22 protein-coding genes, 15 tRNA genes and 1 rRNA gene are annotated in these 20729 nt (G+C 55.6%); 10 read left to right on the forward strand and 28 right to left on the reverse strand.

Translation table 11 applies throughout. From position 1 onward, the window contains the following. The first annotated feature begins 126 nt into the window (after positions 1-126). The 7 genes from ELR57_RS17030 to phnE (ELR57_RS17060) all read left to right on the forward strand — a co-directional run bounded on the left by ELR57_RS17030 (position 127) and on the right by phnE (ELR57_RS17060) (position 6068). Positions 127-519 (forward strand): hypothetical protein, encoded by a 393-nt coding sequence (locus ELR57_RS17030; protein WP_126960287.1) that lies wholly within the window; start codon positions 127-129, stop codon positions 517-519. A 123-nt stretch (positions 520-642) separates the two neighbouring features. After that, positions 643-942 (forward strand): hypothetical protein, encoded by a 300-nt coding sequence (locus ELR57_RS17035; RefSeq protein WP_126960288.1) that lies wholly within the window; start codon positions 643-645, stop codon positions 940-942. A 183-nt stretch (positions 943-1125) separates the two neighbouring features. Continuing rightward, entirely contained in the window at positions 1126-2016 is an 891-nt protein-coding gene (locus tag ELR57_RS17040) for a glucosaminidase domain-containing protein (protein ID WP_126960289.1), read from the forward strand. Between the two features lie 367 nt (positions 2017-2383). Beyond that, entirely contained in the window at positions 2384-3502 is a 1119-nt protein-coding gene (locus tag ELR57_RS17045; protein ID WP_370452286.1) for a phosphate/phosphite/phosphonate ABC transporter substrate-binding protein, read from the forward strand. 125 nt (positions 3503-3627) lie between these two features. Further along, positions 3628-4437, forward strand: coding sequence for a phosphonate ABC transporter ATP-binding protein (gene phnC, locus ELR57_RS17050; protein WP_126960290.1), 810 nt, complete (start codon positions 3628-3630; stop codon positions 4435-4437). Further along, a complete protein-coding gene (gene phnE / locus ELR57_RS17055; protein ID WP_126960291.1) occupies positions 4430-5245 on the forward strand; it encodes a phosphonate ABC transporter, permease protein PhnE in 816 nt (271 codons plus the stop codon). Before phnC ends, phnE (ELR57_RS17055) begins: the two co-directional genes overlap by 8 nt. Before the next feature lie 16 nt (positions 5246-5261). Beyond that, entirely contained in the window at positions 5262-6068 is an 807-nt protein-coding gene (gene phnE, locus ELR57_RS17060; protein ID WP_126960292.1) for a phosphonate ABC transporter, permease protein PhnE, read from the forward strand. A gap of 109 nt (positions 6069-6177) precedes the next feature. Here phnE (ELR57_RS17060) and ELR57_RS17065 read toward each other — a convergent pair whose 3' ends face one another. From ELR57_RS17065 to ELR57_RS17095, 7 genes are all read right to left on the reverse strand, one after another. Further along, positions 6178-6831: a response regulator gene (locus ELR57_RS17065; protein ID WP_126960293.1), complete on the reverse strand. Its 654-nt coding sequence runs from the start codon at positions 6829-6831 to the stop codon at positions 6178-6180. After that, positions 6791-7858, reverse strand: a complete 1068-nt coding sequence (locus tag ELR57_RS17070) for a sensor histidine kinase (protein WP_126960294.1) — start codon at positions 7856-7858, stop codon at positions 6791-6793. The genes ELR57_RS17065 and ELR57_RS17070 overlap by 41 nt, the downstream gene beginning before the upstream one ends. A 14-nt stretch (positions 7859-7872) precedes the next feature. Then, positions 7873-8517, reverse strand: a complete 645-nt coding sequence (gene liaF, locus ELR57_RS17075; protein WP_158630051.1) for a cell wall-active antibiotics response protein LiaF — start codon at positions 8515-8517, stop codon at positions 7873-7875. 136 nt (positions 8518-8653) lie between these two features. Next, positions 8654-9346 carry a PspA/IM30 family protein gene (locus ELR57_RS17080; protein ID WP_126960296.1) on the reverse strand — a complete coding sequence of 231 codons (693 nt, stop codon included), beginning with the start codon at positions 9344-9346 and terminating at the stop codon, positions 8654-8656. 5 nt (positions 9347-9351) lie between these two features. Next, on the reverse strand, positions 9352-9906 hold the full coding sequence (locus ELR57_RS17085; RefSeq protein ID WP_126960297.1) for a PspC domain-containing protein: 555 nt from the start codon (positions 9904-9906) through the stop codon (positions 9352-9354). Between the two features lie 3 nt (positions 9907-9909). After that, entirely contained in the window at positions 9910-10587 is a 678-nt protein-coding gene (locus tag ELR57_RS17090; RefSeq protein WP_126960298.1) for a PspA/IM30 family protein, read from the reverse strand. A 46-nt stretch (positions 10588-10633) separates the two neighbouring features. Next, positions 10634-10918 (reverse strand): LiaF transmembrane domain-containing protein, encoded by a 285-nt coding sequence (locus ELR57_RS17095; RefSeq protein WP_126960299.1) that lies wholly within the window; start codon positions 10916-10918, stop codon positions 10634-10636. Positions 10919-11188: 270 nt separating this feature from the next. Between ELR57_RS17095 and ELR57_RS17100 the strand changes: the two genes are divergently transcribed. After that, a complete protein-coding gene (locus tag ELR57_RS17100) occupies positions 11189-11896 on the forward strand; it encodes a C40 family peptidase (protein ID WP_238162572.1) in 708 nt (235 codons plus the stop codon). A 53-nt stretch (positions 11897-11949) separates the two neighbouring features. Here ELR57_RS17100 and cobA read toward each other — a convergent pair whose 3' ends face one another. Genes cobA through nirB form a run of 4 tightly spaced genes read right to left on the reverse strand, consistent with a single transcriptional unit; the run spans position 11950 to position 16341 of the window. Next, positions 11950-12720 (reverse strand): uroporphyrinogen-III C-methyltransferase, encoded by a 771-nt coding sequence (gene cobA, locus ELR57_RS17105; RefSeq protein ID WP_126960300.1) that lies wholly within the window; start codon positions 12718-12720, stop codon positions 11950-11952. Then, the gene (locus tag ELR57_RS17110; RefSeq protein WP_126960301.1) at positions 12717-13565 is read right to left on the reverse strand and encodes a formate/nitrite transporter family protein; all 849 of its coding nucleotides are present in this window, start codon (positions 13563-13565) and stop codon (positions 12717-12719) included. The genes cobA and ELR57_RS17110 overlap by 4 nt, the downstream gene beginning before the upstream one ends. Before the next feature lie 15 nt (positions 13566-13580). Further along, entirely contained in the window at positions 13581-13892 is a 312-nt protein-coding gene (gene nirD / locus ELR57_RS17115; protein WP_126960302.1) for a nitrite reductase small subunit NirD, read from the reverse strand. A 13-nt stretch (positions 13893-13905) separates the two neighbouring features. Next, the gene (gene nirB, locus ELR57_RS17120; protein WP_126960303.1) at positions 13906-16341 is read right to left on the reverse strand and encodes a nitrite reductase large subunit NirB; all 2436 of its coding nucleotides are present in this window, start codon (positions 16339-16341) and stop codon (positions 13906-13908) included. Between the two features lie 323 nt (positions 16342-16664). On the opposite strand from nirB, the gene ELR57_RS17125 reads away from it, so the two are divergent. Beyond that, positions 16665-17285 (forward strand): ANTAR domain-containing response regulator, encoded by a 621-nt coding sequence (locus ELR57_RS17125; protein WP_126960304.1) that lies wholly within the window; start codon positions 16665-16667, stop codon positions 17283-17285. Then, the gene (locus tag ELR57_RS17130) at positions 17282-18316 is read left to right on the forward strand and encodes an anthranilate phosphoribosyltransferase (protein WP_126960305.1); all 1035 of its coding nucleotides are present in this window, start codon (positions 17282-17284) and stop codon (positions 18314-18316) included. Before ELR57_RS17125 ends, ELR57_RS17130 begins: the two co-directional genes overlap by 4 nt. An 18-nt stretch (positions 18317-18334) precedes the next feature. Here the strand turns inward: ELR57_RS17130 and ELR57_RS17135 are convergent, their stop codons facing one another. The 17 genes from ELR57_RS17135 to ELR57_RS17215 form a co-directional block, all read right to left on the reverse strand. Continuing rightward, positions 18335-18790, reverse strand: a complete 456-nt coding sequence (locus ELR57_RS17135) for an MEKHLA domain-containing protein (RefSeq protein WP_126960306.1) — start codon at positions 18788-18790, stop codon at positions 18335-18337. A gap of 72 nt (positions 18791-18862) precedes the next feature. Continuing rightward, positions 18863-18948 (reverse strand) — tRNA-Leu (locus ELR57_RS17140). Between the two features lie 8 nt (positions 18949-18956). Beyond that, a tRNA-Arg gene (locus ELR57_RS17145) sits at positions 18957-19033 on the reverse strand. Positions 19034-19047: 14 nt separating this feature from the next. Continuing rightward, positions 19048-19121 (reverse strand) — tRNA-Cys (locus tag ELR57_RS17150). A 12-nt stretch (positions 19122-19133) separates the two neighbouring features. After that, positions 19134-19208 (reverse strand) — tRNA-Gly (locus tag ELR57_RS17155). A 5-nt stretch (positions 19209-19213) separates the two neighbouring features. Continuing rightward, positions 19214-19288 (reverse strand) — tRNA-Gln (locus tag ELR57_RS17160). Positions 19289-19306: 18 nt separating this feature from the next. Further along, positions 19307-19382: transfer RNA gene (locus tag ELR57_RS17165), tRNA-His, on the reverse strand. An 18-nt stretch (positions 19383-19400) separates the two neighbouring features. After that, positions 19401-19474, reverse strand: a tRNA-Trp gene (locus ELR57_RS17170). Between the two features lie 14 nt (positions 19475-19488). Further along, a tRNA-Tyr gene (locus ELR57_RS17175) sits at positions 19489-19572 on the reverse strand. A 15-nt stretch (positions 19573-19587) separates the two neighbouring features. After that, positions 19588-19663, reverse strand: a tRNA-Thr gene (locus ELR57_RS17180). A gap of 24 nt (positions 19664-19687) precedes the next feature. Then, a tRNA-Phe gene (locus tag ELR57_RS17185) sits at positions 19688-19763 on the reverse strand. Between the two features lie 16 nt (positions 19764-19779). Continuing rightward, positions 19780-19856, reverse strand: a tRNA-Asp gene (locus tag ELR57_RS17190). Positions 19857-19892: 36 nt separating this feature from the next. Further along, positions 19893-19969, reverse strand: a tRNA-Met gene (locus ELR57_RS17195). Between the two features lie 117 nt (positions 19970-20086). Then, positions 20087-20161, reverse strand: a tRNA-Glu gene (locus ELR57_RS17200). A 4-nt stretch (positions 20162-20165) separates the two neighbouring features. Beyond that, positions 20166-20258: transfer RNA gene (locus tag ELR57_RS17205), tRNA-Ser, on the reverse strand. Positions 20259-20261: 3 nt separating this feature from the next. Continuing rightward, positions 20262-20337, reverse strand: a tRNA-Asn gene (locus ELR57_RS17210). Between the two features lie 176 nt (positions 20338-20513). Continuing rightward, positions 20514-20729: ribosomal RNA gene (locus ELR57_RS17215) — 23S ribosomal RNA — on the reverse strand; the annotation flags it as partial.

Consider the following 20729-nt stretch of genomic DNA (forward strand, 5'->3'; position numbering starts at 1 on the left):
AGTTATTGCTATTTGCAGCCAATCGACGGAGGTCGCGAATCCGCCCGGGAAAATAGGTACGTGTCCATACGCATCCGCCCCCGGGTGAATATACTGCCTCAGAATGGAACGATGGAGGTGGAAGCGATGTTTGATGATTTTGTACCGGCCGACGAAGAGCATCTTCTTCAGCTCCGCGGCTTTCCGGTTTGCGTCATCATGAACGACGGCGCCCGGCATTATGGTACGTTGACGGGCTGCACCAAAGACAAACTGATCCTGAACGGGGATCTGGAGAACGATTCTCCGGGCGAGGTGGCCACCAAGACCCGCACGAAGTCGAGGAGAACGAATCGCTCTTCCAAGCGCGTCAGAGCGGCCTCCAAGAACGGGCCGAAGGAGAAACATACGTCTTCCGTCGCGGAAGAGAATGTCCCTCCGGAAGCGCCCTTCTGGGCCACCTTCGATGAGCCGCAGCCGCTCCCCCGCTCCAGGGTGACTCTGCCTCTGGAGCCGATTCAAGCGGTTCTTATCCTCTAACCGAACCATATCCCCGCTTGGTCGAGGCCGGCGCCCCCTTCCTTTTTCCTCCGCCGCAACCCGATTCAGTCCGTTCGCATTGTGGTAATATAAGGATAATCCGCAAGCGAAGGAGGAATACGGATGTGGTGGCGCCCGCGGCAGTCGGAGATTCCGATCGACCGAATCACCCCCTTGTACCCGGCCTTTCCGTTCATTGAAGAGGAGCCTCTTCCTGAGCGAAGGAAGTCTCCCGACTCGGAGAAGCGTCCGATTCCCTCTCCGAAGCAGGCAGCGGCTCTTCCGGAGGCGGCAATTTCAAATGCCGTTCTACAATCCCTCTCTCAGGAAGAAGCGCGGCAGAAATATGCGGTCTACACCCGTTCCCGGCTTAAATCCTACTTTCAGCCTCCCGTGGGAATTCTGCTCGATAGGAAGGCATAGAAGGCATTAATATGAGAAACTTTTAATGAACGTTATCCGATCCCTCGACTCTTTCGTCGGGGGATTTTTGCTTTTGCGACAATAATAGAGCGATTCGCGGACGAGCCTTTGACAAGCTTTGCATTCTCTTCCCCTTACAATCAGTTTAGCTTCTCTCCAAATCTCACTACGAGGAGTGATCGAATGATAAGATATGACACCCGCCAATCCCATGCTCTTGCAAGATACGTCATCGTAGTCCTCGCCTCGCTGTTCTTCCTCGTATTCGCCTATACTCGAGCTTCCTCCGCCTCCTCCGCAGCCCCCGCGGTCCTGAAAGCCGACGATATCGTTAAGATCTACGTGACGACGGTCAACCTTCTTAACGTTAGAGAAGCCCCTTCCGCCCAAGCGACAATCGTGAGAGTCGTCTCCAAGGGAACCCGACTGACGGTCCGCTCGGAGACCGCGGATGGCTGGCTTCGCCTGACGGACGGCACCTATGCCAAAGCAGCTTATGCCAAGCTCGTCGGCCAGAAGTCCAAAGCTCCGGTCCAAGCGTTATCTTATGCTTCTTATTCCGAATCCGCTGCGGATTCTTCTGCGGGGACATCCGCGGGGGCTTCGGGCGAACCGAATCCGAATCCATCGTTCTACGTGCCTTTCCCGGCCGTCAAGTCGGATTCCGGCCTGTCCGAAGAGAACATCTCGCGGCTGTTCGAAGGCACGAAGCTGCTCGATAACGATCTGGAAGAAGCCATCCTGGAGATTGAGCAGGATTACGGGATCAACGCTTTCTTCACCGTCGCGGTCATGAAGCTCGAGAGCGGCAACGGCACAAGCAAGGCCGCCGCCAACCGAAATAACCTGTTCGGAATGAGGTCGGGACAAGGAGACGGCTATCTTCGCTTCGACACCAAGGCGGACAGCGTGCGCCGGTTCGGCCGGCTGATCTCCGAGAATTACATAGAAGAAGGCTATACGTCGATTACGAAGATCTCCGGCAAGTATTGTCCTCCCAACAAAGATTGGGCCTCCCTGGTGGCGAACATCATCAAGCGGGATTACGGGCTTCTGCAGGGCCAGACCGTATGAAGAACAAAGCGCGAACCAGAAGGGAAACCCCATAATATTAATCTAAAAATTGTATATTTCCTTTGATAGATTCCAAGGTTTTCCTTATAATGGTGTCAAAAAGCATTTGGAAATCCGCCGTCTTACGCGTAATGATAATGTTTGTTTATATGACATATTATGTTTTGTTATCTTACATATATCTCCCAAATGTATGGACACCATTTCCAAATTGTAATAAGATTTAGGAATATTAAGCCTTTTGTCTTTAACATCAGGATAATTTTCGGAAAACAAACGGCTTGTATGATGGTTGTACGTTTACGGAACGGTGTCGACCCGTGCCCGTAAACGACATCAAAATTATCGAAAAGTGGGGGAAACGAAAGTGAAGAAATCTTTGATGCTAGCTGCGGTATTGACCTTGGGAGTCAGCCTTCTCGCCGGCTGCGGCAACAACAACGGCAACAATAACAGTTCGGCAAGCCCATCCGAGAGCGCGACTCCGTCGGCAAGCTCCGCAAGCCCTAGCGCAAGCCCTAGCGAGAGCGCGACTCCAGCCGCCAAGGAAATCAAGGAACTCAACATCAGCTTCGTTCCTTCCAAGGATCCGGACCAAATCATCACGACGACCGAACCGCTTAAGGAATTGCTCAAGACTCAGCTCGCGACCGAAGGCTACAACGTCGGTTCCGTAAACATCAATGTCGGTACGACCTATGAAGCCGTAGGCGAAGCCATGGAAGCCGGCACGACGGATATCGGCGTCATTCCGGGCGGCACTTACGTTCTGTATCAGGACGGAGCCGACGTCATCCTGACCGCGACGCGCGCGGGCCTGTCCAACGATTCCGACAATCCGAAGGACTGGAACGACCACAAGCCGACCGAGCCGACCGACCAGCAAGCGACGTACTACCGTTCGCTCTTCATCGCCGGACCTTCCGCTAAGGGCCAAGAGCTGGCCGCCAAAGTGAACAAAGGCGAAGAGCTGACTTGGGACGATCTGAACAGCGCCAACTGGGCTGTCATGTCCACTTCGTCTTCCGCCGGCTACATTTATCCGACCCTGTGGCTCCAAAGCCACTTCAGCAAGAGCCTGACGGACCTTAAGCATGTCGTTACTTCCGATTCCTATGGCAGCTCCATGGCTCGCCTGGCTAACGGCCAAGTCGACGTGATTGTCGCTTATGCCGACGCAAGAAGAGATTATGTGGACAAGTGGACGAGCGAATTCAGCCGTTCCAAGTCGGTGTGGGACGAGACGAACGTTATCGCCGTAACGGACGGCATCTACAACGACACGATCAGCGTTTCGAAGAAGTCCAAGATCATGGACGACGACTTCAAGAAGGCGCTGCAGGACGCGTTCATCGCGATCGCTCAAACGGAAGAAGGCAAGAAGGTTATCGCGATCTACAGCCATGAAGGCTACAAGGTCGCCCAATCCTCCGATTACGACAACGAGCGCAAGGCCCAAGAGCTTATCAAGAGCCTAAAGAAGTAATCGCCCGAATAGGCTATAGAGAGGCCGGCATGGCGAAATGGAAAGCATGAATAGAATGAGAGCGTCATGGCAACGTGATGTTCTCATTTTTTCTAATTTGAGACCAATGGATCGAGGGACAGCTCATGATCGAATTCAAACAGGTGGAGAAGAAATATGCGAACGGCACGGTCGCATTGCAGAACATCAATCTAAGCATCGAACAGGGCGAATTCGTCGCGGTGATCGGACTCTCCGGCGCAGGCAAGTCCACGTTGATCCGCTGCATCAACCGCATGCACGACATCACCGGCGGCCAGCTTAACGTGGACGGAGTCGACGTCTCCAAGCTCAAAGGCAAGCAGATTCGTCGGTTTCGCCGCCGTATCGGCATGATTTTCCAATCGTTCAACCTGGTTACTCGAACGACCGTGATCAAGAACGTGCTCGTCTCCTTCGTGCCCGACCTTCCGTTCTGGCGCAAGGTCACCGGCATCTACTCGAAGGAACATAGGATCAAAGCTCTCGAGTCGCTCGACAAGGTAGGCATTCTGGACAAAGCCTACATCCGCGTCGACCAGCTGTCCGGCGGCCAACAGCAGCGGGTGGCGCTAGCCCGTACGCTTGCCCAGAATCCCGATATCATTCTGGCCGACGAGCCGATCGCATCGCTGGACCCCGTAACCTCCAAGGTCGTCATGGACGACTTCAAACGAATCAACGCGGACATGAACATCTCCGTCATCATGAATATCCATCATGTCGAGATCGCTTTGGAATACGCCGATCGGATAATCGGCATCCGCAAGGGGGAGGTCGTCTTCGACGGGGAAGCGGCGAACGTCACGAAGGCCATGCTGGACGAGATTTACGGCGGGCGTCTAGAGGAAGCGTCATCGGCACCGTCGGCGAAGTTGGCGACTTCGTTCCAAGAGGGGTCGACAGCCCATGTATGATCGTATCTTCCCGCCGCGCAGAGTCGTCCTGCCGAACGGCAAGATCGTCCTGGAGAAGCGCTCGCGAACGCCGCTCATTCTGCTGCTCCTGATCGCCGCGATTGCCGCATCCGTCTGGTTTACCGAATTCAGCCTTAAGACCCTGTTTACGAGAATCAACGAATTCTTTGTCATTATCGGAGACATGATTCCTCCCAAGTGGAGCTATTTCCCTCAATTATGGAAGGCTCTCGTCGATACGCTTCAGATGTCCTTGATCGGCTCCCTGGTCGGCGCGCTTCTCTCGCTTCCGATCGCCGTTCTCTCTTCTTCGAACATTATTCGAAGCAAGACGATCGTGACTATTTTCAAGATATTGCTAAGCTTGCTGCGAACGCTGCCCACGCTGGTGACGGCTCTGATCGCCACCTTCGTCTTCGGCCTGGGACCGATGGCCGGCGTGGTTGCCATATTCCTGTTCACTCTTTCCTATGTAGGCAAGCTTCTCTACGAAGCGATCGAGAACGCCGATATGGGGCCTTTCGAGGCAATGGAATCGCTCGGGATGAACCGAATCCAAGCGTTTCGCTGCGCGGTAATGCCGCAGGTGCTGCCGAGCTTTTTATCCAACGCTCTGTTCTGCTTCGAAGGGAATGTCCGTTACGCGGCTATTCTAGGCTATGTAGGAGCAGGCGGCATCGGGCTGCTAATCAAGGAAGATATCGGATGGCGCGATTACCCGAACGTGGGTATGACGATCCTAGCGCTAATTGTCACGGTCTACTTGATCGAGACGGCCAGCGAACACTTCCGCAAAAAGCTAATTTAAGGGAGACCGTATGCTTATGACGAACGTAGAGAAGCAGCTACTGGCTTCGCCTCGCAATCATCGTTACGTTCTGACCGTCACCGTCGTCGTCCTCGCTCTCTTCGCGTGGTCGCTGGCCGCGGTCAACCTGCAAGACATCAACCAGGGCGGCCTCCAGATAGCCGGGAATATCATCAAAGGACTTTTTAACCCGGATCTCGACTTGCTGTTTAATGTCTCCAAGCAAAGCGTGCTTTACCTGCTTGTCGAGACGGTCGCCATCGCGTTCCTGGGGACTATCGTCGGAGCGGTATTGTCGGTTCCGCTAGCGTTCCTGGCCGCTTCCAACATCGTCCCGAAGCCGGTCGCTTGGCTGACCCGTCTGCTGCTGATCGTTATCCGTACGATACCGGCGCTTGTGTACGGGCTCATGTTCATCCGAGTGTCCGGGCCAGGGCCGTTCGCCGGGGTGCTGACCGTCGGGTTGACCTCTATCGGAATGCTGTCCAAGCTTTACGTGGACGCGATCGAAGAACTGGACACCAAGGTGCTGGAGTCGATGACTTCCATCGGCTGCTCCTCCTTCGAGAAGATCCGTTACGGCATCTTCCCTCAATTGCTCTCCATCTTCCTGTCGGTCACGATTTACCGGTTCGACATGAACATGCGCGAGGCTTCCATCCTCGGCCTCGTCGGGGCAGGAGGCATCGGCGCTCCGCTCATCTTCGCGATGAACAGCTACAAGTGGAACCAGGTCGGCTCCATCCTGATCGGACTGGTCATTCTGATCCTGCTGATCGAATGGATGTCCAACAGGCTGCGTTCCAAGCTCGTTAAGGGGTAAGCATAACAGTTTAACTCTATCGCTCAAACCAAAGAGCTGATCTTGAACGGCCCCCTAGGGTTCATTCAAGATCAGCTCTTCTGCGTTATCCGCGGATGCAACAATCGCTTTACTCGGCCAGCCCGTGACGATGCGCGTAGATCGCCGCCTGCGTCCGATCTTCGACGCCAAGCTTGCCGAACAGGTTGGTCATATGGTATTTCACCGTCTTGATGCCGATGAACAGCTCATCCGCGATATCCTGGTTCGACTTGCCCTCCGCCAGCAGCTGCAGAACTTCCATCTCCCGATCCGTCAGTTCCTCATGAGGGAGAGGATTCGCCTGCGTCGGCTTGCGGAACCGGTTCATCATCTTCGAAGCGACCTGGGATTCGAGAACCGATTGGCCGCGAGCGGCGGCGCGGATCGCGTCGGCGATCTCGGAAGCGCGCGAGGTTTTGAGCAGGTAGCTGAAAGCGCCCGCTTCAATGACCGGGTACATCTTCTCATCGTCCAGGAAGCTGGTCAGCACGATGACCCGGCATTCGGGCTGCTCCTCCAGCAGCCTCCTTGTCGTCTCGATGCCGTCCATTCCTTCCATGACCAGATCCATCAGTACGACGTCCGGCTCGTAAGCCTTGGCCAACCGCAAGCCTTCTTGTCCGTTCCCCGCTTCTCCGACAACCTCGATGCCGTCTTCCGTGCCAAGCACGGCCGCCAAGCCGATTCTCACCATCTCGTGGTCATCCACCAACAAGACTCGGATCGGTTGCTGCTCCGCCATCTTCCCACCCTCTCTCTTCGGCCATGATCGGCACTCGAATCTCGATTCTCGTTCCTTTGCCCGGCGCGCTGGCGACATTAAGAGAGCCGCCGATCTCGTTCACTCTCTCTTCCATCGTCGCCAGCCCGTAAGAAGTCTGCTTCTTCGTCTCCACATCGAAGCCCACGCCATTGTCCCGGATCGCGAGGCGAACGGTCTCGCCGCGCCTCTGAAGCGCGATATCCATCTTCGATGCCTTCGCATGCCTTAGCGTATTGGACAAAGCCTCCTGAACCATGCGGAACAGGTGATTCTCCACGCCCTTGTTCAGCGGCAAGTCCTCGTCCATGTCGAGCGAGATGTCCATCGCCACCTTCGCCCTCATCTCTTCGATGAGCTCCGGTACGGCCTGGGACAAGCGCTTGCCCTCCAAGTACACCGGACGCAGGTGGAGCAAGAGCGCCCTCATCTCCGATTGCGCGACCGCCGCCATCTCCTCGATCAATTCGACCTGTCGCTTGGCGCGATCGAAGTTCGTATCCAGCGTTCTTCCGACCGCCGTCGCCGTCATGGAGATCGCGAACAGCTGCTGGCTGACCGCATCATGCAGCTCTCTGGCCAGACGCTGCCTCTCTTCCACGACGGCACTCATTCTGGCTTTGGCCGCCAGCTCCGTATTGTTAGTGGATAAGCGCTGCAGCGAAGCGACTTGTTCGTCCCACTTGCGGCTTATCCGCGAGAATTGCTCGGCCAAGCTTCCGATCTCGTCTTTGCCCATTTCGGGCAGAGGCGGAATCGGACTCCCCTTCTCCATCATCAGCATCGCGTCCCTAAGCACCTCTACCCGGTTGCGGAGCGGGTAGGTGCGGTACAGACCGAAGGCAACGCCGGCAATCAGAAGGACTCCGATCGCCGATAACCCGAAGGTAATGATCGAGGACCAGGATTCGAAGTCCGCTGCGAGCCCTTGGCTTTGAAGCAAGTAGACGACCACTATGCCTACGCCCAGGGAGAACAAGACGGATTCGCCAATATGACGCCATACCATTGTCATTCCCCCTTCTAGATCGGACGTATTCTAATATTCCCTACGAGATAAACGAGCTGCAGTTTCACCTGCTGCTCCTTATTTTCATAATCCGGCGAACGCCATTTAACTCGTTGGAAGCCCCCGCTCTGCTGCCGCTGGTCCCAGACGATCTGCCCGAGCATGGCCGAGGCTTCCAATTCAACGCCGTATTCCACGGGAACGATAAGATCGATATCCCCGATAAGTCCTTGCAGGACGATAACCGTTTCTTTCTCTTCCGGAATCGCCGTGCTCAAGTCCAACCGGACTTCGCCGAACGCATGCCAATAGCTCATCGAAGGGAGAAGCCAAGACTCGCGGTCCTTCTTAAGCTTAAGGAAGAACCTCGGCCTGCTTTCTCTTTTGCCGGGAGAAGAATGCCTTGACTTCAAGAAATACAATCCTAGCGAGATCAAGACCACGACAACGACCAATCCGATCTGATTGGCGAACAGCACCAGGGCGCTGATCACCACGACCACGATGGCCAGCCGGTTCCGATCCTCCCGATAGCGCATGATTCCCAATACCAGAAGAAGAATGGCGTTCACGGTAGCGAACCCCGCGAGCCCACCGAGCGCGAGATACAGACCGGCGGCGATGAACAACAAGGCATGACTGGACAGTTTGCTCCTCACGGGCTGCACCTCCTTGAATAAATGACTCGCTCGCTGCGCGGAGAAAGCCATAACGGAAGGTTCCGCTATGGCTTGACGCATCTTTGTAAGCATACCATATCTTCACAACGCCTGGAACGAGCTTCTTGAAATCCTCTTACTCGGCGGACGAGGCGGAAGCCGGAGGCTGAAGACGATTCTTGAGGGCAGCGAGCTCTTGCTCGACGCGATAATTCTTCTCCGGATCTACGCTAGGCGAAGCCGCGCGGAAAGGCGAACCCGGGAGCCGTACGACGTCCGCTTCCGCTTCCAGCTGCAGGATTCTTTCTTCCATGCGTTGGAAGCCGCGGGAGGCGTTGCCGCTCTCGATCGCGTGAAGCGAGCTTACTTGCGCCATTTGCTTGCGAGCCTTGGCCATTTGAGCTCTGGCGGACAGCTCGTTGCGCTTGTTGCGCAGCTTGTAATACTCGTCTTTCATCTCATGGAGCTGCATGGTCAGCTCGCTGACTTGAGCGCTGGCTTGTTCATGATGGGCGAGCAGGTCGGTTGCTTGCTGATTGAAGTAGAGCTTCTCTTCCAGCAGCTTGCGGGCGAAGGCTTCATTGCCTTCTTGAAGCGCTCTTTCGGCTTGGGCTTCGCGCTCGATGCCGACGCGAACCGATTCGTCAAGGCGCTGCTTCAGGCGGCGTTCGGAAGCCATCTGCTTCGCAACCGTAACCTCCGCGTCGCGGATCTCCGTCTCCATATCGCGAAGATATTGGTTCAACATCACTACCGGGTCTTCCAGCTTGTCGAGCAGCTCATGAATCGATGCCTTCGTCATATCTTTTACTCGTTGAAATACTCCCATTGTCGTTATTCCCCTTTCGATTGTTGTTCAAATTTGGTGAGACGTGCTTTTAAATCTTCGATTTCCTGGCGCAGCGCCTTCTTCTCGATATCTTCCATCATGGCATCCAGGTCTTTGGCCGTTGGAGGCTGACCGGATACCCCGGAGGACTTAGGCTCGGAATATCCTCCCGGAGCCGAGGAAGAGGTCGGCGAAGGACCTGTCCAAGGCGATCCCGGAGCCCAATTAGAGCTGCTAGGGGGCGCTTGCGTTCTCTGGCCGGGAGGAGTCCAAGCGTTGTAGCCGCCGCCGGACCAGTTGCTGTTCCAATTGCCGCCCCAGCCCTTCGACGCACCGGTTGGTCCGTAAGGATCCGGTCCAAATCCGCCGTTGTAAGTAGGCTCCTTCGGAATGATGAAGCCCGCCAGGATATAGACCAGGATGATGGAGCCGCCCGAGAAGACGGCGACGACGACGGTGAGGATGCGAAGCAGCGTCGCGTCGATTCCGAAGTAAGCCGCCAACCCTCCGCATATCCCGAAAATCTTGCTGTCGTGGGACGATCGGTATAATTTGCGCATGTCTTATCCTCCTTGATCCTGCTGCAGCTTGCGCTTCAACTGCTGAAGCTCGCGCTCGATCACTTCCTGAACCGCCGAGCCCGCGTTATAAATCATCTCTTGGCCCATGCGGCGCAGGTCGCGCAAGCTCTTCGTCTCGAGCTCCATGTCGGTCAGCCGATCGTCAAGGCGCTGGAACATCGTTCCCGGGCTGCTCGTATGGCCGGTCTCCCCGAGTCTAGCGTTTAAGCGCTGCTGCAGGCGGAGCGACTCCATGCGAGCTACGTAGAACTGCCTGCGGTCGTAAACGGCCCGGTATTCGTCCCGAAGCTCTTGCAGCAGCTCCGAGAGCTCATTGAGCTCCGCCTGGCTTTGTTCGTACAAGTCTCGGTAACGCTCCGCTTTCTCCTCGTGGACGACTTTATCCTGAAGGGCGAGCTTAGCCGCCGTCTCCTCTCCAGCCTTCAACGCGGTCAGCGCTTGCTGCTCGCGCCTCTCCTTCCACTGCTCGGCATCCTTCCACTGCTTATAGAGATGCTCGGTGTGAACGGCGTATTGTCTGTGCAGTTGCTCGCTCTTGCCGATCTCCTGATGCGTCGACCATAGGAACTGATCGATCAGCTTGACGGGGTCTTCCGTCTTCTCCAGGCGGTCGTTCAAGGTAGCAACCGACATGTCTCTCACTCGTTTCATTACGCTCATTCTCTATCCTCCTTTTCCACTGTTCAGGCTTCGATTGCTGTTGCTTCTAATTATTGCGTCTGATCATCGACAATCCGAAGAGGATGACTCCGATGGCTGCGATCCAGAACAGAACCGTGGACAGCTTGCCTAGCAGCATTAAGCCGCCGATAACCCCAAGCACGCCTCCCACGAACCGATTGCCTCGTCTCCAAGCCATAACCCCAAGCGCGATAACCAGCACCGGAATCAGCAGGGAGAGAATGAAGCCGAACAGGCTGCCAAGCTTGCCGAACAGCAACAGGACGCCGATGACGATAAGTACAACTGCCAAACCGTTATTTTTCTTCAAAGTTCCTCACCTCTTTTCTTGACGGCCGCCCTTCTCGCTTGCCTATTTCGTGGCGCCGTTCCTTAACCTCATGTACTCATTGTAAACGGGAAGCCCTCTCGGCAAAACAGACTCGCGCACGTTTTTGCCCCTAGACCGAAGTCGAGGGCGGCAACCGCCTAAAGCCCTTGAGCCTCAACGCCTCAAGTCAAGTTGGCAACAATTGAGGGGTTCAACGACCGGCAAAAGGTATGTTAGCGTAGGGATACACTCTTCTTGGAGGTGCTGTCATTGATTAAACTCGGATTTGTCCTGTTGGCCGGAACCTTGGCCGTCGTATCCATGGGAAGCGTGGCCGGCATCGCGCCGAAGGCGTCTGCAGCCTCCGCGAATAGCGGAATCAATTCTACTTATAATAAGAACGCAAAGGGTAAAACGAGCGAGCAAGACCCGACGCTTCAAGATCAGCTTCAGAACGACTCGCCTGCGGATGGCGACGGAACGGCGGGCTCGAACGATTCGGCCGGCTCCGGCACGACGGAGAGCGAAGAAACGTCCGCTTCGACTGTCGAGAAGATCATCTCCGCAGGCATGGCGTACCTCGGCACCCCTTACGAGTTCGGTTCGAGCCGAAGCAACGACAGAACGTTCGATTGCTCAGACCTGATGAGATGGATCTTCAGGGAAGCGGCCAACGTAACTCTTCCTTCCGACTCGCGGAGCCAAGGCGAATACGTGAAGGCCAAGGGCGAAGTGAAGACGGATTGGCATGACCTGAAGCGCGGAGACCTGATGTTCTTCATGTCTTATAAGGGCACGAAGGAATCCGATTACTCCGGGATCGACAAGTCCTCGCAGCGGATAACTCACGTCGGCATCTATCTGGGGGACGGCAAGATGCTGAATACGTATTCGAATAAGAGCGGCGGCGTCACCGTCAGCAAGATCGAAGGAACTCACTTCGAATATCGCTTCCTCTACGGCGGGAGCGCGCTATAAGCCCAACAAAGAGCGGCGCCAGGGAAAGCTCCCCGGCGCCGCTTTGCTTCGAATTATCCGATTCTCTCCATGGCTTCCGCTTCCAGCCGAAGGAGATGTTCCCTGGCCCTTACCGCTTCCCCGATGACGATCAATGCCGGATTGCTCAGCTTCATCGTTTCGGCAAGCCTCCCGATATTGGACAGCGTTCCGGTCACGACCCGCTGCCCGGGCGTCGTCCCTCTCTCGATCACGGCGACCGGAGTCTCCGGGGATTTGCCGTTCCGCAGAAGCTCCTCCCGAATGAAGGCCATCTCGCCGACTCCCATATAGATAACCAATGTCTCGACGGAATGAGCAAGAAGATCCCAACGGGGCGATTCCTCCTGTCCCCGGCAGCGACGTCCGGTAACGAAAGCGACCGATACGCTCATCCCCCGGTGCGTTAAGGGAAGGCGGGCCGATGCGGCCGCGCCGATCGACGAGGTGATGCCCGGAACGATCTCATACGGAATACCCTTCTCGGCCAGGGCGATCGCTTCCTCCCCGCCGCGGCCGAAGATAAACGGATCTCCTCCCTTCAGCCGGACGACCCTTTTCCCTTCTCTGGCCAGTTGAATCAGTTTCTCGTTGATCTGGCTCTGCGTCATGGAATGCCGGCCCGGCGCTTTGCCGACATAGATGCGCCGAGCGTCCGACCGGGCGTATTCCAATAGTTCAACATTCACTAGCCTATCGTAAAGAATGACGTCGGCTGCTTGAATTTTCTTCAGCGCCTTGAGCGTAATCAGATCCGGATCTCCCGGTCCGGCGCCGACAATGGCGACCTCTCCTTCTTTTCTCATGCGCCTTTCTCCAAGGGGGCAGTCTCGACCGCTTTCGAGTTGAACAGCGACTTCCGGATAAAACCCCGTTGGGAGAAATAGTACAGGAATCCGGTGAAGACAGCGCCTCCGATGAAGTTCCCGATCAGAACGGGGATCTGGTTCCACAGCCACCAATCGCCCAAGCTGACGTCGGCGCCGAGCATCATGCCGGCCGGAATGACGAACATATTCACGACCGCGTGCTCGAAGCCTTGCGCGAAGAAGGTCAGGATCGGCAGCCACATCGCGAGAATCTTGCCGATCGTCGATTGGGAAGTCATCGCCATTACAACGCCTAACGTCACCATCCAGTTGCAGAGCACGGCTTTTATGGCCGCCAGCGCCATGCCGTCCGCTCCCATAGCCTTATAAGCGGTCGTCTTCGCCTCGCTGAGCTGGATAATCGTCTGAATGAGCGGATTGGACATATCGTGACCCATCTTGGTGATCGTCAATCCGTAGAAGGCCGCATACAGTAGACAGCCGATCAAGTGCCCGACGATGACCCAGAGGTAATTCGCGAGCATGCGGCCGATCGTCGTCTTGCGTTCGAGCACCGACAGTGGAATAAGGGCGAAGCTGCCGGTTACAAGCTCTAGTCCCAACAGAACGATCATGACGAAGCCAACGGGGAATACGATGGCTCCAGCCAAGCCGATTTTCGTCTGAGCGGCGGCCGTGAACGCCAACGTTGTCGCGCAGGCCAGGATCGCTCCGCCAAGGCCGCCCCGGACGATCGACTGGCCGATGCTTAGGTTTGCCTTAGACGTTCCCGACTCTACCATCGATTTAACAATTTGAATGGGCTTCACGTAATCGCTCATGTTCATTCCTCCCAATTACAACGTGATGTAAATCGCGCCGCTCGCTTGATCGACTTCGGTCTCGTAGGTCTCCACGCAGCCTTCGTCCGGCTCGTATACGTTCCCGCTCTTCAGATCGATCTTCCAATCGTGCAGCGGACAATGGACGGCCGTCCCGCAGACCATTCCTTCCGCCAGCTTGCCCCCTTTGTGCGGACAGCGATTCTCCACGGCTCTCACTTCGCCGTCGCTGAGCTTGAAGACCGCGATCTCCAAGTCTTGATAACGAACGGTTCTGGCTCCCTTCTTGTCGATATCCGCCATATGTCCGATCAATACTTTAGCCATATTCGTTCCTCCCCTAGCTTTGAAGCGCCTCCGCCGGCACCAGCGACTCGAAGTTTTTGCGAAGCTCCTTGTTCTCGATTATCTCTTGCCATGGATCCTTGATCTGGTCGATAGCCGTACGAATCCGGCCGTACAACGCCTTGCGTTCCTCGCCATTCTCGAGCGACTTCTTGATGAAGTCCATCCCGACTCTCTCTACCCAGACGGAAGTCCGTTCGTTCCAATTCGCGTGCTCTCTATATAATTGAAGGAACGCTCCGCCCCATTCGACGACCTCGTCCTCCGTCTTGACGATTGTCAGCAGATCCGTAGCTCTCACGTGAACGCCGCCGTTGCCGCCGACATGCAGCTCCCAGCCTCCGTCTATCGCGACGATGCCGAAGTCCTTGATCGTCGCTTCCGCGCAGTTCCGGGGACATCCGGATACCGCGAGCTTCACCTTGGCCGGAGCGTTCATCCGCTCGAACTCCTTCTCAAGGCGAACTCCCATGCCGATGGCATCCTGCGTCCCGAAGCGGCAGAACGTATTGCCTACGCATGTCTTAACCGTCCGAAGCATCTTGCCGTAGGCGTGGCCGGAAGGCATGTCGAGCTCCTCCCACATCTTCGGCAGGTCTTCCTTCTTGACGCCAAGCAGGTCAAGCCGTTGACCGCCGGTGAACTTCACGAGCGGAACATCGAATTTCTCGGCGACCTCCGCGATCTTCTTCAGCTCCGACGGAGAGGTCACGCCGCCGTAGATCCGGGGGACGACGGAGAACGTCCCGTCCTTCTGAATGTTCGCGTGATAACGTTCGTTCGTGAAGCGCGACTCCTTCTCGTCTTTGTATTCAGTCGGCCAGAGCATCCCGAGGTAATAATTAAGGGAAGGCCTGCACTTCGAGCAACCCTCCGGCTGGCTCCATTCGAGCACGTTCATGACTTCCTTGACCGTCTTAAGCCCCATGCGCTTGATCTCGGCCACGATCTCGTCGCGATTCAGCGTCGTGCAGCCGCAGATCCCTTCCTTGACGGGCGCTGCCGCGTTGTCTCCGGCGTAGATCTTAAGCAGCCCTTCAACCTCGGGCTTGCAGCCCCCGCAAGAGCCGGATGCCTTCGTGCAGGCTTTGATTGCGCTGACGCTGTTGCAGCCCTTCTGCAGAATCGCGTCGGCTATCGTCCCTTTGGAGACGCCGTTGCAGCCGCAGACGATCTCGTCATCCGCCATCTCCGCGAGATGGTTCTCTTTGCCGGATGCCGCTCCGCCCGCCGAGAAGCCGAGAAGCAATTCCTTCTCTCTTCCTCTCACACTTTCGCCTTTGCGAATAAGGGAGAGCAACGAAGCGCCGTCCCCCGTATCCCCGAACAGAACCGCTCCAACCAGCTTATCGTCCTTCAGGACGATTTTCTTATAGACGCGATCCACTTCGTCCTGGTACTTCAACGAACGCGTGCCCGCAGGCTCGTCGTATTGCCCCGCGGAGAAGACGTCCACTCCGGATACCTTCAGCTTCGTTGAAGTAATCGAACCGGTGTAGCCTTCGGTATCCACGCCGGACAGCCGCTTCGCCAATACCGCGCCTTGCTCGTACAGCGGGGCTACTAGTCCGTATGCGATTCCTCGATGCTCGGTGCATTCCCCCACGGCGTAGATGTTCGGGTCGTTCGTCTCCATGAAGTCGCTGACGATGATGCCGCGATTCACGTTCAAACCGGCGTCCTTGGCGATCTGCACGTTCGGCTTGATCCCGACGGCCATGACGATCAGATCCGCCTCGATCTCCGTGCCGTCCGCGAAGCTGAGGCTCTTCACTCTCTTCTTCCCGTGAATTCTCTCGGATTGCTTCTGGAGCAGGAACTTCATCCCTTGAGCTTCGAGCTCTTCCTTCAGCATCATCGATGCCGCTTTGTCCAATTGCCTGTTCATCAGATAAGCGTTGCTATGAACGACCGTGACATCCATCCCCAGATTGAGCAGTCCTCTTGCCGCTTCCAGGCCGAGGAGCCCGCCGCCGATCACGACGGCTTTGTTATAGCTCAAGGACGTTTCCTGCATGATCTGGCAGTCCTTGATATCCCGGAAGCCGATGACTCCTTCCTTGTCCGCTCCGGGCAGTGGAAGGATAAACGCGCTGGATCCGGTCGCGATCAGCAAGGTATCGTAGGAAGCCTCGAGGCCGAGATGTGAGACAACCTTGCGGTTAACCCGATCGATCGACGTTACCGTATGACCGGCGTGTACCGTAATGCCGTTGTCGCGGTACCATTCCCAGTCGTTGATCACGATGTCGGAGAGTCCCGTTCCGCCCTGAAGCACGGAGGAGAGCATGATTCGATTGTAATTGGGATGCGGCTCGCTCCCGAAGATCGTAATGTCGTAAGCGCCGGGCGCCAGCTTAAGAATGTGCTCGATGACCCGGACCCCCGCCATCCCATTGCCGATCATCACCAGTTTCTTTGTCGCTGCCATTGACCGAATCCCCTTTCGTTGCTCCTTAAGAAAATCAAAAAGCCTGCTTCGCCCATAGAGAAGACAAACTCGTCTCTCCTGAACGCAAGCAGGCCTCATTGCCGCTTCAACCGGACACCCCATTGTATCCGTGAATAAATGATTGGATTGAATTACCTGAACTATACCTCGCCAGATGATCTTTGTCAATATACATGACATCGAAGCCTTATGAAAATTTTCATCTCGACATAAACCCTGTTATATGTTATAAAATTTAACGTCAGGCTGCTTCGAATTGGGATTACTTCCTTAAATGAACTAAAGTTGAGAGGAGAAACCCTATGCGTTCTTTGTTGGTTATTCACAACCAAGCGAAAGCGACAGTCCAACCGTCGGCTGCCGCTTCAAAGACGCTTCTCCCCGAATTTGTCCTTCGTTCCTCCGGGTATACGATTACCAAAGCCCATTCCGAGGAACTGGCGAACAAGCTGATTGTGGACGCCGACGCATGCGTTCTCGATGTGCCGATTCCGCAGATCAAGAGTTGGGGAACGTCTCTATTGAAGCAAAAAATCGTTCCTCTGCTTTGGTGGTGCAGCGACGCAACCGCCACGCTCTCGGTGGAAGCCTGCGACGATAACGTGATGGTCGACGGCGTGCTAAGCGCGTCCATGAACCCTCTCGACATCCACTGGACGCTGCATTTCAGCTCCAAGCAATGCTTCGAGCGGCAGCAATGGAATATGGAACGGAAGGAATTAATGTCTCGAATCGAAGAGCGCAAATGGATCGACATGGCCAAAGGGATTCTGTGCGAGCTTAAAGGCATCACCGAATCCGAGGCTTACGATATGCTGCGAAAGCAAGCGATGAACGAGCGCAAGCGCATGGTCGACGTTGCCACGTCTATCGTGAAGGTTTACCAATTGATACAGGATCAAAAAGGAGGGGCGAAACGATGATCAAGCTGCTTAAAGAGGTCGCCCGCGGCAAACGGGGAGCGCGAGACTTGGAATACGACGAAGCGCTTGAAGCGGCCGAGTCTATCCTGAGCCTTCAAGCGACTCCCGCCCAGATCGGCGCCTTCTTCATCGCCGAACGGATTAAGATGGAGAGCGTGGAGGAACTCGAGGCGTTCGTGCAGACGGTACGCAAGCACGCCGTACGATCTCCCATCCAAGAAGGGCTCGACTGCGCCGGCCCTTACGACGGGCGCAAATCGTCCTTCTTCGCCACTTTCCCAGCAAGCTTCCTGCTCGCGGCGGCCGGATTGCCCGTTACCCTCCATGGAGCCGACTCCTTGCCTCCCAAATGGGGCATAGGGCTTCACGATATCATTCGGGCGGTCGGCATCGACCCCGATAAGCTGAACGCCGAGAAAGCGGCTCTGACGGCGAGGGAGGCGGGAGTCGTCTATATCCCTACCGAGCAATGGTGCCCTCCCCTTCAGAAGCTTCGCTCCATTCGAGAAGAGCTTGGCATGCGCACCATCTTGAATTCGGCGGAGAAGCTGATCGACTTTACCCATTCCCCTTATCTCGCCTTCGGGGTTTATCACAATACGGTGTTCGATCGCCTCTCGCGGCTAATCATCAAGCTCGGCTATCGCAAGGCGCTCATCGTCCAAGGCGCCGAGGGCTCCGAGGATCTGTTCATCGATCGGCCTACCCGCGTGTACGTAGTGGAAAATGGAGAATTTCATCTGCGGATTTACGATCCGGAGGCGCTCGGTTTGGACACTCCGGTGCCGGAGAAGGAATGGACGCCCGCGGAGCAAGTATCCGTTTCGGAAGCGGTTCTCCGTGGAGATGCGGACATGGCGTTCCTCAATCAAGTGCTGCTGAACGCTGCAGCCCGTCTGGAGCTCGCGGAACGCGTCGGTTCCCTGGAGGAAGGCTTGTACACCTGCAAGGCTCTGATCGACAGCGGAGCGGCCCTGGCGGTCTATAACAGCTGGAAGGACGCTCTGCTCGGAGTTCCGAGGCTGGTTTAATTCAAGAACACCATCCACTCAAGAACTCACTTCCGTCCAAGAGGGGAAGGATGCGGCCTGTCCAAGCATCCTTCCCCTCTCGTCCATGACGTTCCAGATCGCCGCGTCCTCGATCCGAAATCTCCTTCCCGTACGGGAAACGCGTATCCCCGCGTAACGATTCGAATACCCTTTATCCCGAACGTCGCGCAGAAGCTTCTCCCGTTCCTCTCGATCCATCGGCTCCGCCGTAAGACGAGAAGGCATCCGCACGAACTCCGCCCAATCCATCTCCCAAAGAGCGAGGGCCGCATGGTTCCCGTAGTTTAGTACCGGGTCCGTCTCCGTGCCGTGCGACAACAGAATTCGGCCGGTACGGTTAAGCTGTTCCGCCAAGCTTAGCTCTCCCGTCAGCTTCAGAAGATCCGTCCCCGTCCACTTCCGATAGCTGTTCAATACTCTCTTGAGATGCAGTTCGATCTGCTCCGGGTTCATAAGTACGCTCCTATAACAAAAAAGCTCCCGGATAAGATCGTGTCTTATCCTGAGAGCTGTTCGCTGTTAAGTTGGTGCTGGTGAAGGGACTTGAACCCCCACTCCGTCGCCGGAAGCGGATTTTGAGTCCGCCGCGTCTGCCATTCCGCCACACCAGCAAGTCATATGGCGCGCCCTAAGAGATTCGAACTCCTGGCCTTTAGATTCGTAGTCTAACGCTCTATCCAGCTGAGCTAAGGGCGCGTATTTAGTTTTTTTGGAGGCGCCACCCAGACTCGAACTGGGGGTAAAGCTTTTGCAGAGCTCTGCCTTACCACTTGGCTATGGCGCCAAATAAACTAGATGGAGCGGAAAACGGGATTCGAACCCGCGACCTTCTCGTTGGCAACGAGATGCTCTACCACTGAGCTATTTCCGCATGAATGGCTGGGGATCAAGGATTCGAACCTTGGAGTGACGGAGTCAAAGTCCGTTGCCTTACCGCTTGGCTAATCCCCAATATTCTTTTGTAATACATGGGGCGATCGATGGGACTTGAACCCACGAATGCCGGAGCCACAATCCGGTGCGTTAACCCCTTCGCCACGACCGCCATGTTGTATTATTCAGTTGGCAGGGGCAGCAGGAATTGAACCCACACTAACGGTTTTGGAGACCGCTGTTCTACCTTTAAACTATGCCCCTAAGTAAGGTAAAAGTGGTGGAGGGTGATGGATTCGAACCACCGAACCGTGAGGAAGAGATTTACAGTCTCCCGCGTTTGGCCACTTCGCTAACCCTCCACAGTGGGTAAATCATGGTGCCGGCGAGAGGACTTGAACCCCCAACCTACTGATTACAAGTCAGTTGCTCTACCAGTTGAGCTACACCGGCACGGTGCAAAATCTAGAATGATGATGGTGGCTCGGGACGGAATCGAACCGCCGACACGAGGATTTTCAGTCCTCTGCTCTACCAACTGAGCTACCGAGCCGAGGTTTTAAGTTAAATGGCGGAGCCGACGGGATTCGAACCCGCGGTCTCCTGCGTGACAGGCAGGCATGTTAGGCCTCTACACCACGGCTCCGCGCGTGCCTCGGAATCAGTTCCCAAGGAAGAGTGTTGGTTGCGGGGGCAGGATTTGAACCTGCGGCCTTCGGGTTATGAGCCCGACGAGCTACCGGGCTGCTCCACCCCGCGTCGTTAATCAAGCGTTTTCTTAAGCGATGTTTGATATCTTATCATATCTTCACACCGTTTGGCAACCTCTTTTTCAATCTTTTTTTGAAGATTTTCTTTGAGGTTCTTAAGGAAAGTTGGTGACCCGTGGGGGAATCGAACCCCCGTTACCTCCGTGAAAGGGAGGTGTCTTAACCGCTTGACCAACGGGCCATACTGGCGGAGAGAGAGGGATTCGAACCCTCGAGACGCTTGTGACGCCTACACGATTTCCAATCGTGCTCCTTCGACCAAACTCGGACATCTCTCCATATGGCTCCCCGAACAGGACTCGAACCTGTGACAACTCGATTAACAGTCGAGTGCTCTACCAACTGAGCTATCAGGGAATATTACGTTATTTTGCGAATTGCTAGATTCGCTTTTTTCAGCAACGAGTGATATCTTATCATCTCTCGAAGCTTTTGTAAAGCCTTTTTTAAGGCTTTTTCAAGGCTTGCGCCCTGATAACCGGATACGAAACGAATTAGCGTTCATTAGAATCTTCTTGCCTGTGTTGGCTTATTAGGATAAGCCCTCGACCGATTAGTACTCGTCAGCTACACACATTGCTGTGCTTACACCCCGAGCCTATCAACCTCGTGTTCTCCAAGGGGTCTTACTGATTGGGAAATCTCATCTTGAGGCGGGCTTCGCGCTTAGATGCTTTCAGCGCTTATCCCTCCCGCACTTGGCTACCCAGCGATGCTCCTGGCGGAACAACTGGTACACCAGCGGTGCG

The organism is Cohnella sp. AR92 (assembly GCF_003990975.1).
GTDB lineage: Bacteria > Bacillota > Bacilli > Paenibacillales > Paenibacillaceae > Cohnella.